At 59.9% G+C, this 13,074-nt stretch carries 15 protein-coding genes; 6 read left to right on the forward strand and 9 right to left on the reverse strand.

Going from position 1 to position 13,074, the window contains the following annotated elements; translation table 11 throughout:
- Positions 1–68 precede the first annotated feature (68 nt).
- From motA to AC13RM_RS26025, 6 genes are all read left to right on the forward strand, one after another.
- Positions 69–941 carry a flagellar motor stator protein MotA gene (gene motA, locus AC13RM_RS26000; protein ID WP_095433943.1) on the forward strand — a complete coding sequence of 291 codons (873 nt, stop codon included), beginning with the start codon at positions 69–71 and terminating at the stop codon, positions 939–941.
- Positions 942–943: 2 nt separating this feature from the next.
- Entirely contained in the window at positions 944–1,891 is a 948-nt protein-coding gene (locus AC13RM_RS26005) for a FliM/FliN family flagellar motor switch protein (protein ID WP_374821935.1), read from the forward strand.
- Between the two features lie 63 nt (positions 1,892–1,954).
- Positions 1,955–2,491, forward strand: a complete 537-nt coding sequence (gene fliN / locus AC13RM_RS26010) for a flagellar motor switch protein FliN (protein WP_113229323.1) — start codon at positions 1,955–1,957, stop codon at positions 2,489–2,491.
- A 50-nt stretch (positions 2,492–2,541) separates the two neighbouring features.
- Positions 2,542–3,585, forward strand: a complete 1,044-nt coding sequence (gene fliG / locus AC13RM_RS26015; protein WP_113229324.1) for a flagellar motor switch protein FliG — start codon at positions 2,542–2,544, stop codon at positions 3,583–3,585.
- Positions 3,586–3,778: 193 nt separating this feature from the next.
- Positions 3,779–4,858 (forward strand): flagellar biosynthesis protein FlhB, encoded by a 1,080-nt coding sequence (gene flhB / locus AC13RM_RS26020; protein ID WP_285175299.1) that lies wholly within the window; start codon positions 3,779–3,781, stop codon positions 4,856–4,858.
- 5 nt (positions 4,859–4,863) lie between these two features.
- Positions 4,864–5,304: a hypothetical protein gene (locus AC13RM_RS26025; protein ID WP_113229326.1), complete on the forward strand. Its 441-nt coding sequence runs from the start codon at positions 4,864–4,866 to the stop codon at positions 5,302–5,304.
- A 143-nt stretch (positions 5,305–5,447) separates the two neighbouring features.
- Here the strand turns inward: AC13RM_RS26025 and visR are convergent, their stop codons facing one another.
- The 9 genes from visR to AC13RM_RS26070 all read right to left on the reverse strand — a co-directional run bounded on the left by visR (position 5,448) and on the right by AC13RM_RS26070 (position 13,074).
- Positions 5,448–6,194, reverse strand: a complete 747-nt coding sequence (gene visR, locus AC13RM_RS26030) for a transcriptional regulator VisR (RefSeq protein ID WP_167078273.1) — start codon at positions 6,192–6,194, stop codon at positions 5,448–5,450.
- 11 nt (positions 6,195–6,205) lie between these two features.
- Positions 6,206–6,943 (reverse strand): transcriptional regulator VisN, encoded by a 738-nt coding sequence (gene visN, locus AC13RM_RS26035; protein WP_113229327.1) that lies wholly within the window; start codon positions 6,941–6,943, stop codon positions 6,206–6,208.
- Positions 6,944–7,458: 515 nt separating this feature from the next.
- Positions 7,459–9,135 carry a flagellar basal-body MS-ring/collar protein FliF gene (gene fliF / locus AC13RM_RS26040; RefSeq protein ID WP_488555839.1) on the reverse strand — a complete coding sequence of 559 codons (1,677 nt, stop codon included), beginning with the start codon at positions 9,133–9,135 and terminating at the stop codon, positions 7,459–7,461.
- 168 nt (positions 9,136–9,303) lie between these two features.
- Positions 9,304–9,705 carry a chemotaxis protein CheT gene (cheT, locus tag AC13RM_RS26045; protein WP_285175305.1) on the reverse strand — a complete coding sequence of 134 codons (402 nt, stop codon included), beginning with the start codon at positions 9,703–9,705 and terminating at the stop codon, positions 9,304–9,306.
- A gap of 16 nt (positions 9,706–9,721) precedes the next feature.
- Complete coding sequence (gene cheD / locus AC13RM_RS26050; protein ID WP_015338784.1) at positions 9,722–10,276, reverse strand: chemoreceptor glutamine deamidase CheD; 555 nt, start codon at positions 10,274–10,276, stop codon at positions 9,722–9,724.
- Positions 10,273–10,662, reverse strand: coding sequence for a response regulator (locus tag AC13RM_RS26055; protein ID WP_007695708.1), 390 nt, complete (start codon positions 10,660–10,662; stop codon positions 10,273–10,275). The genes cheD and AC13RM_RS26055 overlap by 4 nt, the downstream gene beginning before the upstream one ends.
- A complete protein-coding gene (cheB, locus tag AC13RM_RS26060) occupies positions 10,662–11,705 on the reverse strand; it encodes a protein-glutamate O-methylesterase CheB (RefSeq protein ID WP_113229330.1) in 1,044 nt (347 codons plus the stop codon). Before cheB ends, AC13RM_RS26055 begins: the two co-directional genes overlap by 1 nt.
- Positions 11,702–12,610, reverse strand: a complete 909-nt coding sequence (gene cheR, locus AC13RM_RS26065; protein ID WP_113229331.1) for a protein-glutamate O-methyltransferase CheR — start codon at positions 12,608–12,610, stop codon at positions 11,702–11,704. Before cheR ends, cheB begins: the two co-directional genes overlap by 4 nt.
- Entirely contained in the window at positions 12,607–13,074 is a 468-nt protein-coding gene (locus AC13RM_RS26070; RefSeq protein WP_113229332.1) for a chemotaxis protein CheW, read from the reverse strand. The genes cheR and AC13RM_RS26070 overlap by 4 nt, the downstream gene beginning before the upstream one ends.

A 13,074-nucleotide genomic window follows, 5' to 3' on the forward strand; every position in this document is an offset into this window, starting at 1 on the left:
CGAACAGCCTCACGCAAGGCAGGTCCCCTAGTTCATCGTATGAAGCAACGTTCAGGTGTGGACCGACGATGAATATTATTATCGGATTTGTAGTGACCTGCGGCTGCATCATAGGCAGCTTCATGGCTATGGGCGGAGACGTAGGCGCGCTGTTCCAGCCCTTCGAATTTGTCATTATCGCAGGCGCCGGTCTCGGCGGCTTCATCATGGCCAATCCGATGAAGGTGGTGAAGGATTCGGGCAAGGCGCTCGGAGAGGCCTTCAGCCACAAGGTGCCGAAGGAGCGCGACTATCTCGACACGCTCGGTGTGCTCTACGCCCTGATGCGCGACCTGCGCACCAAGTCGCGCAACGAGATCGAAGCCCATATCGACAACCCGGATGAATCGACGATCTTCAAGGCCGCTCCGACGGTTCTGAAGAACAAGGATCTGACGGCCTTCATCTGCGACTATGTCCGCCTCATCATCATTGGCAATGCCCGCTCGCACGAGATCGAGGCGCTGATGGACGAAGAGCTCGAGACGATGCAGCACGACAAGATGAAGCCTTATCACGCGATCACGATCATGGGCGATTCTTTCCCGGCGATCGGTATCGTCGCCGCCGTTCTCGGCGTCATCAAGGCGATGAGCCACATCAACGAATCACCCGAGGTGCTCGGCCACCTCATCGGTTCGGCGCTGGTCGGCACCTTCCTCGGCATCATCCTGTCCTATTCCGTCTGCGCGCCGCTGGTCTCCCAGATCAAGGTCGTGCGCAACAAGCAGCACCGCCTCTACGTCATCGTGAAGCAGACGCTGCTTGCCTACATGAACGGATCCGTGCCGCAGGTGGCACTCGAATACGGCCGCAAGACCATCTCCTCCTACGAGCGCCCCTCGATCGATGCGGTCGAGCAGGAAATGATGAACCCCGGCGGTGAAAGCAAGGCAGCCTGACGATCATGAGCCAGCAATCCGCGCACAGGGCACAGACGATGGACCGCACCCTTTTTGCCAAGCTCACGGGCAATCTCGGCGATCAGGCGACGCTTGCAAAACTCGGCACAGCCTTCGCCCAGGTCTATGCCGAATTCCTGCCCGACGTCATCAAGAGCGAGACGGGCCTCGATATCAACATCGCCTATGCCGGCTGTCAGTCCGGCTCGATGAACGAGCTGATCGCCGGGCTTGGCGGCGGCCACGCCTTGGTCAACGGTTCGCTGCGCAACTGGGCGCCGAATTTCATTCTCGGCTGCGGCGCCGGCTTCATCATGACGCTGATGGAGCATATGCTGGGCGCGCGCGCCGAAGATATGGAAGCGCCTGTCGCCCGATCGCTTTCGGTGATCGAGCTCGATCTTTCCGTCATGGTCTTCGAAAAGATCGCTAAAGTGCTCCGCTCGGCAGTGAATGCAGCCGGCGGTTTCGAGCCCTACCTCGATCCACCCTACAATATCGAGGACCGCCCGGCCGCCATCGGTGACAACGGTAACGATTTTGCCGCCGCGATTACGATGACGATCTCGCTTGGCAAGTCGATTTCGCAGATCGTTATCATCGCACCCCAACGAGATCTGCTGCGCACCGTCGTCAGCACGCCTCGCGCCAAGAACCCGACAGCCGCTTCCCAGGCATGGTCGGAGCAGCTCAGCGAGCAGGTCCGTCGCTCGCAGGTGACGCTCGATGCGCGAATCCGGTTGGAATCGCTGACGCTCGACACCATTTCCAAGCTCGCGGTCGGCGATATCATTCCCTTCATGGACACCGGCGATGTCCGCGTCGAAGTCAGCGCCAACAGCAAAGACCTTTACATCTGCGAATTCGGCCGCTCTGGCGAAAATTATACGGTGCGCGTCAAGGACAACGTCAATTCCGACGACGAGCTTCTCAGACACTTGATGAATTGATCGGCTGGCGCGTGATCCCGCACACGGCAGCTTGAGGCAAGTTTCAACTGGAATAGTGATTTCATGGCTACGAAGACGACACAGCAAAGCAGCGAGGAATCGCTGGAGATTTCAAACAGCGACGCCGCCCTGGACGAGGCCATCGATGGTCTGCGCGGCGTCCTGAAGAAAGATAACGAAGGCAGTCTGCCTGATTTCGACGCCGACGCATTCGGCGCGCAAACAGGCACGGATCTTTCCACCTTCGGCGATTTCGGCGACGACAATTCCGCTCCGGCCTTCGATGACGGCGAGTTCGGCGGCGTTTCCGCAGCAGCCGCACCGGCTGCCCCCGGCAGCGCGCTGACCGCCAATATGGACCTGATCATGGACATCCCGATCGACGTCCAGATCGTGCTCGGCAGCAGCCGCATGCCGGTGTCCGGCCTGATGAACCTGACTGAGGGCGCCATCATCGCGCTCGACAAGAAGATCGGCGAACCGGTCGAAATTACCGTGAACGGCCGCAAGATCGGCCGGGGCGAGATTACCGTTCTGGAACATGACGACACCAGATTCGGCATCAAGCTCACTGAAATTTATAACGCGAAGAAAAGCTGAACCCGGCTCAGGATGAGCCCACTCCCCCTTGCGGGACGGAGACGAAGACCATGATGGACTTTGACGATTTCAGCGGCGCAATCGCCGAGAAACCGTTATCTCAGACTGAAAAGGCAGCCGCCGTCCTTCTCGCCATGGGCAAGCAAGTGGCGGGACGGCTGCTGAAATACTTCACGCAGAACGAGTTGCAGATGATCATCGCCTCGGCGCAATCGCTGCGGCTCATTCCGCCGGACGAACTGGCGCAGCTCGTGGCGGAATTCGAAGACCTCTTCACCGAAGGCGCCGGCCTCATGGACAATGCCAAGGCCATCGAGAGCATTCTCGAGGAAGGCCTGACGCCGGATGAGGTCGACAGCCTGCTTGGCCGCCGTACCGCCTTCCAGGCCTACGAGACGTCCATCTGGGATCGCCTGGGTGAAGCCGATCCGGTCTTCGTTGCCAAGTTCTTCCTGCGCGAGCATCCTCAGACGATCGCCTATGTGCTCTCCATGATGCCTTCGGCCTTCGGTGCGAAGATCCTGCTGCAGCTCCCTGAAGCCCAGCGCGCCGACATCATGAACCGCACCGTCAATATCAAGGATGTCAGCCCCAAGGCTGCTCAGATCATCGAGAACCGCGTTCTCGGACTGATGGCCGAGATCGACGCCGAACGCAATGCGTCCGGTTCCACGAAGGTTGCCGACCTGATGAACGAACTCGACAAGCCGGTGGTCGATACCCTGCTGAGCTCGCTGGAATCGATCAACAAGGAATCGGTCGAGAAGGTTCGCCCGAAGATCTTCCTGTTCGACGATCTCACCCGCATGCCGCAGCCGAGCCGCGTCCTGCTGCTCAACGACATCGCCGCCGACATCCTGACGATGGCGCTGCGGGGATCGGGCAACGAAATCCGCGAGATCGTGCTGTCCTCGATCAGCCCGCGTCAGCGCCGCATGATCGAATCCGACCTGCAGATGGGCAATGCCGGCATCAATCCGCGCGAAATCGCGATTGCCCGGCGTGCCATCGCCCAGGAAGCCATTCGTCTGGCCAACTCCGGCCAGATCGAGCTCAAGGCCAAGGAAAATACGCCTGTGGAAGAAGCCGCATAAGCGCGACGCGACTCAGCTAAAACGTCATAGACTGACAAGCTCTACGGCGCCGCGCGTCACATGTGACGCGCAAGGGTCGCCGTAGCACTTTAAGTCTGCTGCATAATTCCTCAAATCGATTCCGATTTGAGGAATTATGCCGAGGGCTGCGCATGATGCGCGGGCTCTTTCCGTTTCGTAAAGGGCAGCTGCTTTGGCTGACGAAGACAAGGACAGTAAAACAGAAAAACCGACGGAGAAAAAACTCCGCGATACGATCGAGAAGGGCAATGTCCCTCACTCCAGGGAAGCAACGCTCTTTGCTTCCATGCTCGCGACGGTCATCTACGTCACCTTCTTTCTGCCCGAGCGCATGGGCCGCATGGGCGAGGTTCTGCGCGACCTCTTCGAAAAGCCGGATCAATGGCAGCTGGAGACAGGCCCCGATGCCATCTCGCTGTTTACGCGTATAGGCTGGGAAATCGGCAACATGGTGCTGCCGGCCGTGGTGCTCTTCTTCACCTTCGGTATCGGCGCCTCAATCTTTCAGAACCTGCCGACCCCCGTTCTCGAACGCATCCGGCCGCAGTTTTCGCGCATATCGCCGGCGAAAGGTTTCACGCGCATTTTCAGCGCGACCGGCATGGTGGAGTTCGGCAAATCCCTCGCGAAAATCGTGCTGGTCGGCATTGTGATGTTTTTCGTCCTGCGGAGCCAGTATTTCCATGCGATCGATTCGATGGTGTCGGACCCGCAGACCATCTTCGTGCGCCTGTCGACGATCGTTCAGCGTATCCTGATCATCGTGCTGATGGCGACCGTGGTCGTCGGCGTTGCCGACCTGTTATGGAGCCGACACCACTGGTTTGACCAATTGAAGATGACGAAGCAGGAGATCAAGGACGAGCACAAGCAGTCGCAGGGTGACCCGATCGTCAAGTCTCGACAGCGCTCGATCGCACGCGACCGCGCCCGCCGCCGCATGATGAAGCAGGTGCCGCGCGCCACTCTCGTCATCGCCAACCCGACTCACTTCGCCGTTGCGCTGCGCTATGTGCGCGAGGAAAACGACGCCCCTGTCGTCGTCGCCAAAGGCCAGGACCTGATTGCTCTGAAAATCAGGGAGATAGCCGAGGCCAACAATATTCCCGTTTTCGAAGACCCGCCGCTCGCGCGCTCCATGTTTGCGCAAGTCTCGGTTGATAGCGTCATACCGTCAGTATTTTACAAGGCTGTCGCAGAACTCATCCATCGGATCTATGCCGCGCAGTCGAATAGAAAACGGGTACGATAAACCAAATGAAAAAATGCCCCTACTCTGCCCAACGTGAACAAATACTAGCCGAAGCCATCAGCCCGGTCGCAAGCGAGTTGCGCCTCCTCGATGCCGCCGATCTGATCTCGCTGCTGCGCTTCGAACGATACGGCAATCTCGATGACCTCGTCGCCTCGGCCGCCGAGCTCTATTTTCTTCCGGGCGTGGTCAATTTCGGGCTCGGCGGCGACTACAAGCTCGATTGGGGCGGGCCGGCGGAAGTCACGCTCGATCTGGAGATCAAGCCGCGGGGCGTCACCATCTATGCCAAGCTTTCGCTCGCGGATCATCATGCGGGCATCGAGATCAACCACATTGCTTTCGACAAGGCCTCCGTCGATCCCGACGAGAACACGGCACTGCTCGCCCGCAGCCTAAGGGACGCGCGTTACGTCGTCCGCGGCGAGGCCGCACACGCATTCTGACGAAGTCCTTTTTCAAAAATCGGCAAAGTGATTCGCGAGAGCGGCGTGCATCCGGCAGAAACCGGACCGCCGCTCTATTCGTTTGTTCGGTAACCTGTCGCAGGTGATTTCGTCTTGCGGCGATGCTCCAAGACGCCGCTATCTCAGCTTATGTAGCCGAAGCGGATCGCCTTTGCGATGGCCTGGATGCGGTTGACGCTGTCGAGCTTGATCGTCGCCGATCCGAGATAGGCGTTGACCGTGTGCACCGACAATCCAAGCTTCTCGGCAATCTCCTCGCTGATACGCCCGTCGCCGGCAAGCTGCAGGCAGGCGATTTCGCGCTCGCTCAGCGCTTCAGCGGCCTGTGAGCGGCGCTCATCCAGTGACAGGAGCTCCATCATGATCTGGCAGCTACGGCCGTGCAGCTCGACGATCATATCGCTCGACAGATCCATGAACTTGGCCGTGAAGACGGTGTAGCCGTTACCGACGGCGCCCAGCCGCACGGGAAAGGCGGCACCGGCAAAAGGCAGGAGATGCGGCTTCAAGCGCTGCGTGAAGACAGCAAAATCCGGCGTCTCAGCCGTGCTGTCGCTATCGCGCCCGTTCCACATCAGCGGCAGCAGCGATTTGTCGATATGCTCGATCAGCGCTTCACCATAGGCCTCAACAAAGGATTTGCCGACGACGGAGTTGGCCGAGCCCCAATTATCGAGTTCGCACACCAGGCGCTGCTTGTGCGGCAGGCCGGAGCCGTGCAGGCGATAAACGGCGAAATGCTGCGCGTCTATCAGCTTTTGCATCGACACCAGCTTCGGGAACAGATCGGAGCGGCCGGAAATCCGCCCGGAACGGGTAAGCCGTGATTCGCCCGGCATATCCGTCGTCCTGTCTGGCTGATAGCGCATCCGGTCGGCCCTTAAACGAGATTGTTGCGCACTGCAAAGGCGATGGCCTCCGAGCGGGTCTTGGTGGCGGTCTTGCGCATGACGCTGGTGATATAGTTGTTGATGGTGTTGCGCGAGATCCCGAGGATCATCGCGATCTCATCGCTCGTCTTGCCTTCGGCGATCCAGAACAGGCATTCCAGCTCGCGCTCGGTCAGATCGAAATCACGCTCCAGCTTGCCCTCGAAGCAACGCGTGGAACTGGCGAGATAGCCGGCCAGGAGACCGACATCCCTCAACCGCTCAGGCAAAAGCACTGCCGCTTCGCTCGCCAGTAACAGCAGGGAGAAGCGAGTGCGACCGACATTGAACGTCAAGGCATGATATTGCCGGCCCACACCGTCAGGCAGCGAGACGTCATCGGGAAGCAGTGCCAGGCTCGGCTGAAACAGCGCCATGCACTTTTCCAGCTCGCCGATGCGGCCGTAACCACTCGTCAGCTCCGCCGCCAGACGCCGGACGAGATCGAAGGGCCAATCGGAGGAAATCACGAAGTCGAGGCCGCTTTCCTGGATGAGATCGGATCGGACCAGAAGATAATGGGAGGCGCCGGCATAGCTCGCCAAGGCGTGAAGGCCGGCTTGAAGATAGGCAGGACCTGAAACGGCATTCAGCTGCAGAATGAGCTGCTCGCGCGACATGGCTCCGGCGGACGCGATCGATCGCGCATCCCTATCGCCTTTGCTCATCTGCGATATCTGCATGTCCATACTTGCATTTCCTGCCGCTGTTGGACGATCGGTCGTCAACGAGAGCATTGTTCCGTCAGAACCCAATCCCTTTACCTCAAAGAACCGACAACGAATCTCGATGAGGCATCGAAGCCGGATCTTTCCCTACCGCGACACAACACTTTCCGGCGGCTTCGGGCGGATGGGCATCTCATCCCTGATTTCGACATCCGCGATCACACCGGCATGCATTGCCGCAAGCACGATCCACAAGCTAATTTTTCCGCTCCGGAATCTACAAACTTAAAACATGTGAAACACGGAAAACGACGGCCGATTCGCTCGGAATACACGATTATTACGCAATAGATATAGTATTTGTAAGTCGATTCTTCATACCCAGCAACCGTATATCCATTGAAATTCCATCTTACGAATACGTCAATTCGTCTGGCCGCGACTAATTGATCACAGGTGGCATCGACAATGATGCAAGTTCAAATGTCATCCACTGGATAGAAAAAAGGACCGAGAAAATTTCCCGGTCCTTTTTGTCAGGCGGCCTGGTCGACGGCCCATTTCCTGAGGATCTTTGCAGCGCGTTCTTCGCTGATCTCCACCATGCGGGACAGGCGGCGCTCCGGCCCTTCCTTGACGCGGCGGTTGAAGGTTCCGCCATCGTCGCCCATCGTCAGCAGGTCGTCGGTGCTGTCGAAGCCGAAGTCGGAGCCAAAGCCGTCCATCAGCGCGGCGCCGGGGCCGCCCACCGCCGGCGCGAAATCCGGTAGTTCCAGGCCCGCCGCTTCCGGAAGCGCAGTGCTGTTGGACGAGCCCCCGAGCGAGCGGATCAGCGGACGGAAACCCATCCAGACGATCAGGAAGGCGACCGCGACGAAGGCCAGCGAGTTGATGATGCCGGCCATGTTGCGGCTCAGCATGTCGGTGATGCTGAAGCTGGAGGATGTGTCTTCAAGCAGCTGGTTGTCGAGGAAATCCATGGCATTGACGGTAACGATATCGCCACGGGCCGGATCCACGCCTGCTGCCGTTGCGACGATCTTCTGCATCTCCGCAATATAGGCGTCGATCTTGGCCTGATCGGCGCCCTGGCCGACCATTTGCGCGATGCGGCCCTTGTTGACCACCACGGCGACGGACAGCTTTTCGATCTTGTAGCTGGAGCGGGTCGTGGCCGTCGTCTTGCTGTTGATTTCGTAGTTGGTCTGCTCCTCGCGCTTGTCGGACTGATCGTTCGACGTCGGCGTGTTGCCGCCGGACTGCGGGGCCGCCTGCGGAATGTTCTGCTCCACGGTCGCGGCGCTGTCGGGCTGGCTCTGCTGCGACTTCTGAGCTTCCTTCACGGTACGGACGGATCGTTCGACCTTCGAGTCCGGATCGTATGTGGTTTCCTGCACCTGCTGGCTGTCGGTATTCAGCTGCGCCGTTACGCTGGAGCGGAAATTATCCATGCCGAGGAAGGGCGCCAAGGCCTTGTCGATGTTGGATTCGACTTCGCTCTGCACGTTCTGCACGATGCCGAGATTGCGGCTGAGCGCTCCGTTGCCGGGATCGTCGCCCGATGCGAGCAACTGGCCTGTGGAATCGAGGATGGTCACGTCGTCGACGTCCAAGCCGGGAACGGCGGAAGCGACGAGGTGGCGAATAGCCGAAGCCGATTTGCGGGCAGCTTCCGCACTCGCGCGGATCATGACGGATGCCGTCGGCTTCTGATCCGCCTTCCGGAAGTTGCCGACATCCTGCATGACGATATGGACACGGGCAGCGCTTATGCCGGCAATCGAGGTGATGGTGCGGCTGATTTCGCCCTCGAGAGCACGCACGCGGGTAACTTCCTGCATGAAGGAGGTCAAACCCAGCGAACCGACATTGTCGAAGAGCTCATAGCCGGCTTTGCCGCTCGTCGGCAGGCCGCGCTCGGCGAGAAGCGCGCGGGCCTTACCGGTCATGCCTGCCGGAACGGTCAGGCTAGAACCGTCCGTACCGACCTGGAAATTGATCTTGGCTTCTGCGAGCGCGATGCTGATCTGGTTGAGATCGGTCGCATCCAGGCCGACATATAGCGTTTCCTGTGCGGGCTTATTGACATAGAGGGCTGCAAAAAGGATCAGCAGCATGGACACCGCGCCCACGCCCCCCAGGATCATCAGCCGCGTTCTCCCGAGATTCTGAAGATTCTGAAGCAGGGGAACTAATTGATTTAACAGATTCATTCTGTTCTCGCACGATTCGTCAAAGACCTGATGGCTTTGTGCTATGCGGCGAAAATAGAAATCGAAACTTGTGCGAGCGTTTCGTCCGGCCAGAAAAGCCCAGGAAAAAACCGGGAAGATACGCCGGAGATTATATAAGAAAAACAGTATCTATTGCCGACGACGCGGTCAGAAGAAATCGAAGTCGCCGGCAGCCTTTGCCATGGATTGGGCCATGGGCTGCGAATGCGTTTGAAAACCGCCGCCGCCGAGCGCCTTTTGCATCTCCGTCAGCTTGACCAGACTCAGCGCCGTCGCGAGATCCACCGTCCAACCCTCGGGCATGGTACCGGCAATGGTGTCGATGAATTCGGCGATGCCGCGCGTCTTCTGCACGGCAAGATCGATACCCTGCACCACCTTCATGGCCTCCGGCGAGGCCAGTATGTTGGCGTCGCTGATATCAAGGAGCTGGGGCTCGATGCGTTCGATCAGATAGGCGACGTCGTGTAATTCGGAAACGATGCGCAGGAGGATAGCCGGGAGCGTCTCCTCAATGGCGGCCGTCTCAACGCGCTGGAAGGGGGTCATGCGCTTGCCTCGTTGATCAGAAAAATTCGATCGTGTTGTCGACCGGCTTGGGAGCGACGACCGGACGCTGCTCCAGCGCCACGGTCTTCTGCGTCTCGGCGCCGGTCAGCGGATATTGCCTGGCCCTTCCGGAGATCGGCCAATATTCGATCTTGCGTCCGTGTTCGCCGCCCGTGCTGGAGCTGACGACCGGGATGCCTTCGTCTTTCAGAAATTGCATCGCAAAGATCGCGTTCTGCTCGCCGACATTGGAGAAAGTCGCGATCGTCTTGGCGCCGCCGAAAACTTTCGCCTCCAGCCGGTCACGCCTCGCGCCCTTCTTCAGAAGGCCGTTGATCAGAAGTTCCATCAGGTGCACGCCGTAACGCGTCGCATCGCCACCGCTCATCGGCGAGTTCGCCATCCCCGGAAGGAGGAAATGGTTCATCCCGCCAACGCCGGCGATGGGATCGCGCAGGCAAGCCGCCACGCAAGAGCCGAGAATGGTCGTCAGCACCACTTCGGGATCGCTGATGACCTTGTACTCGCCCTGAATAATATGCACGCGGCGGGCAGCACCCTCGACGATCATTTTAGAGCTCCGAAGACGGCCTCAATGGCAGCTTTCATCTTTTCGATGGTGAAGGGCTTGGCGAGCACGTTGTTGGCCCCGAGCTGCGCCGCCTTCTGAACCAATGCGCGGTCGCCCTGCGCCGTCAGGATGATGAAGGCCGCCTTCTTGGTCGCCGGATTGGTGCGCACGGCCTGCAGGAGGCCGAGCCCGTCCATCTTCGGCATGTTGAAATCGGAGATGACAAGATGATGCGGCTGCTGCTGCATGATCTTCATCCCCTGCTCGCCGTCGCCGGCGGCCGTGATCTGCTTGAAACCGAGCTGCGTCAGCGCATCGCTCAACAACAGGCGGCTGGTGACCTGATCGTCAACGATCAGAACTTTGATTTTCTCCGCTAGAGACATTATTCGCTCCCTTCCTTTCGGGCGGCTGTGGCTTTCAAAATTTCCTCGCCAATGGCGTTCAGCGGAAACTGCTGTTCGACTGCACCAAGCTCGTGGGCGACCCTCGGCATGCCGTAGACCACGCAGGTCTTCTCGTTCTGCCCGATGGTGCGCGCGCCGGCGTGGCGCATCTTGAGGAGACCGGCGGCGCCGTCGCGCCCCATACCGGTCAGGATCACACCGACGGCATTGCGGCCTGCCAGTTCGGCAACCGAATCAAAAAGCACGTCGACGGAAGGGCGATGGCCGTTCACCGGCCCGCCGTCTACCAGACGGCAATGGGGTGCTGCGGCATTGGCGACCCTAAGGTGCCTTTCGCCGCCGGGCGCCAGATAGATCTTGCCGATTTCCAGCCGCGCGCCATCTGTCGCCTCCTGGACGACCGGCGCGCAGAGGCGGTTCAGCCGCTCGGCGAAGCTGCGCGTAAAGGTCGGCGGCATATGCTGCGTGATAACGGTCGGCGGGCAATTGGCCGGGAACTTCTGCAAGACGTTGATCAGCGCCTCGACGCCGCCGGTGGAGGAACCGATGGCGACGATCTTGCGTCCCACGCGGAAGTCCGCGACGGCCGGCGGCGGCCCGCGCTGAGCGGTGGGCTTCACATACTGACGCTGGGAGCGAGCAGCCGCCTTTACCTTATCCGCCAGATCGCCGAAAGGATGCGGCTCGCCCGGCGAGGGCTTTCCGACGCAGTCGAATGCGCCGATTTCCAAGGCGGCAAGCGTCGCGTCGGCACCACGATGGGTCATGGTGGAGACCATGATGACCGGCATGGGCCTGAGCGTCATGATCTTTTCCAGGAATTCGAGGCCGTTCATGTTCGGCATCTCGATATCGAGGGTGACGACATCCGGATTGAGCGCCTTGATGGCGGCGCGCGCCTCGAGCGCATCGCCGGCCTGGCCGACGACGTCGACTTCCGGATCGGCGCGCAATACGGCCGTGATCAGGCCGCGCATGGTCGGGGAGTCATCGACGACGAGAACACGGGCAGCTGCGTTCATGGTTTCCTCCCCGCGTTCCTGCCGAGATAGCGATAGGTGGTGATGCCGATATTGTCGAAGACCTGCTTGGCCTCCCCGGCCACGCGCTCGGAGTGGCCGATATAGAGATGGCCGGCATCCTGGAGTTGGCCGGCGAAGCGCGTCCAGATTTTCGTCTGCGTCGGCTCGTCGAAATAGATAACGACGTTGCGGCAGAATATGACGTCGAACAGGCCCTTGAAGGGCCACTGCCCGAGCAGGTTCAGTTCGTTGAAGGTGATGAGCCGCTTGACGCGATCGTCGATCTGGAATTTGCGGCGACCCTGGACATTAACTTCCTGGAACCACTGCTTGCGCATGGCCGGAGAAACCGTTTCGAGCGAAGATTCATCATAGGCGCCGGCGCGGGCAAGCCCGAGGATCTTGGGGTCGATATCCGTCGCCAGGATCTTGAAATCGAAGTCAGCCACATTCGGCATCAAGGCAAGCACCGTCAGCGCGATCGAGTAAGGTTCCTGCCCGTCGGAGCAGGCGGCCGACCAGATGCGCACCCGGCCCCCAGCCTTGGCGCGTGCCAACAGGCCCGGCAGAACCTCGTCGCGCAGATGATCGAAATGATGGTTTTCACGGAAGAAGCGGGTGAAATTGGTCGTCAGATGCGACAGCATCTCGCGACGCGCCGCACTTCCAGCCGGCGAAGACACCAGCAGACAGTAGTCGCGGAAGCCGGCGAGGCCCAGCGCGCGGATATGCTTCGACAACCTTGAATAGACGAGCGACGCCTTGCTCTCGTTGAGAGAAATGCCCGCATCCGCATAGATCATGGCGGCGATTTCCGAGAGGTCGCGCCGCGTCAGCGGATATTCGCCGCTCGCCAGCACCTCATCCGGAGACGCCTTGAAATCCATTGCTCCCATCACGCTCATGCAGCCTCGCTTTCGCTTTCAGGGAACAGGGCTTCCAGTTCGATCAGGCAGATCATGCGGCGGTCGATCGCCACGATGCCGCGGGCAAACTGCCGCTCGTGATCGGAGGAGACCTCCGGTGTCGGCTGGATGCTGTCGTCGGTGATGGTCAGAATGTCCGAAACCGCATCGACCAGGAGGCCGACCATCTTGCGCTTGACCTGCGCCACGATGATCACATGCCGTGCCGTCGGTTCCGCCCGCTTCATGCCGAGCCGGGCGGAAAGATCGATGATCGGCAGCACCGCGCCGCGCAAGTTGACGATCCCGAGCACGTAGCCCGGCGCGTGCGGCATGGCCGTTGCCGGGGTCCAGCCGCGGATTTCGCGAACCGACATGATGTTAACGCAGAATTCCTGATCGCCGATGCGGAAGGCGATCAGCTCGCGATTGCCCTGGCTCAGGTTCTTGACGGCATAGGACAT

The organism is Martinezella sp. CNPSo 3732, assembly GCF_057784515.1.

Excerpts from the sequence above, each read along its gene's own strand:
- motA (WP_095433943.1), top strand. The coding sequence starts at position 69 with ATGAATATTATTATCGGATTTGTAGTGACCTGCGGCTGCATCATAGGC.
- fliN (WP_113229323.1), top strand. The coding sequence starts at position 1,955 with ATGGCTACGAAGACGACACAGCAAAGCAGCGAGGAATCGCTGGAGATT.
- fliG (WP_113229324.1), top strand. The coding sequence starts at position 2,542 with ATGATGGACTTTGACGATTTCAGCGGCGCAATCGCCGAGAAACCGTTA.
- AC13RM_RS26025 (WP_113229326.1), top strand. The coding sequence starts at position 4,864 with ATGAAAAAATGCCCCTACTCTGCCCAACGTGAACAAATACTAGCCGAA.
- visR (WP_167078273.1), bottom strand. The coding sequence starts at position 6,194 with ATGCGCTATCAGCCAGACAGGACGACGGATATGCCGGGCGAATCACGG.
- visN (WP_113229327.1), bottom strand. The coding sequence starts at position 6,943 with ATGGACATGCAGATATCGCAGATGAGCAAAGGCGATAGGGATGCGCGA.
- fliF (WP_488555839.1), bottom strand. The coding sequence starts at position 9,135 with ATGAATCTGTTAAATCAATTAGTTCCCCTGCTTCAGAATCTTCAGAAT.
- cheT (WP_285175305.1), bottom strand. The coding sequence starts at position 9,705 with ATGACCCCCTTCCAGCGCGTTGAGACGGCCGCCATTGAGGAGACGCTC.
- cheD (WP_015338784.1), bottom strand. The coding sequence starts at position 10,276 with ATGATCGTCGAGGGTGCTGCCCGCCGCGTGCATATTATTCAGGGCGAG.
- AC13RM_RS26055 (WP_007695708.1), bottom strand. The coding sequence starts at position 10,662 with ATGTCTCTAGCGGAGAAAATCAAAGTTCTGATCGTTGACGATCAGGTC.
- cheB (WP_113229330.1), bottom strand. The coding sequence starts at position 11,705 with ATGAACGCAGCTGCCCGTGTTCTCGTCGTCGATGACTCCCCGACCATG.
- cheR (WP_113229331.1), bottom strand. The coding sequence starts at position 12,610 with ATGAGCGTGATGGGAGCAATGGATTTCAAGGCGTCTCCGGATGAGGTG.
- AC13RM_RS26070 (WP_113229332.1), bottom strand. The coding sequence starts at position 13,074 with ATGTCCTATGCCGTCAAGAACCTGAGCCAGGGCAATCGCGAGCTGATC.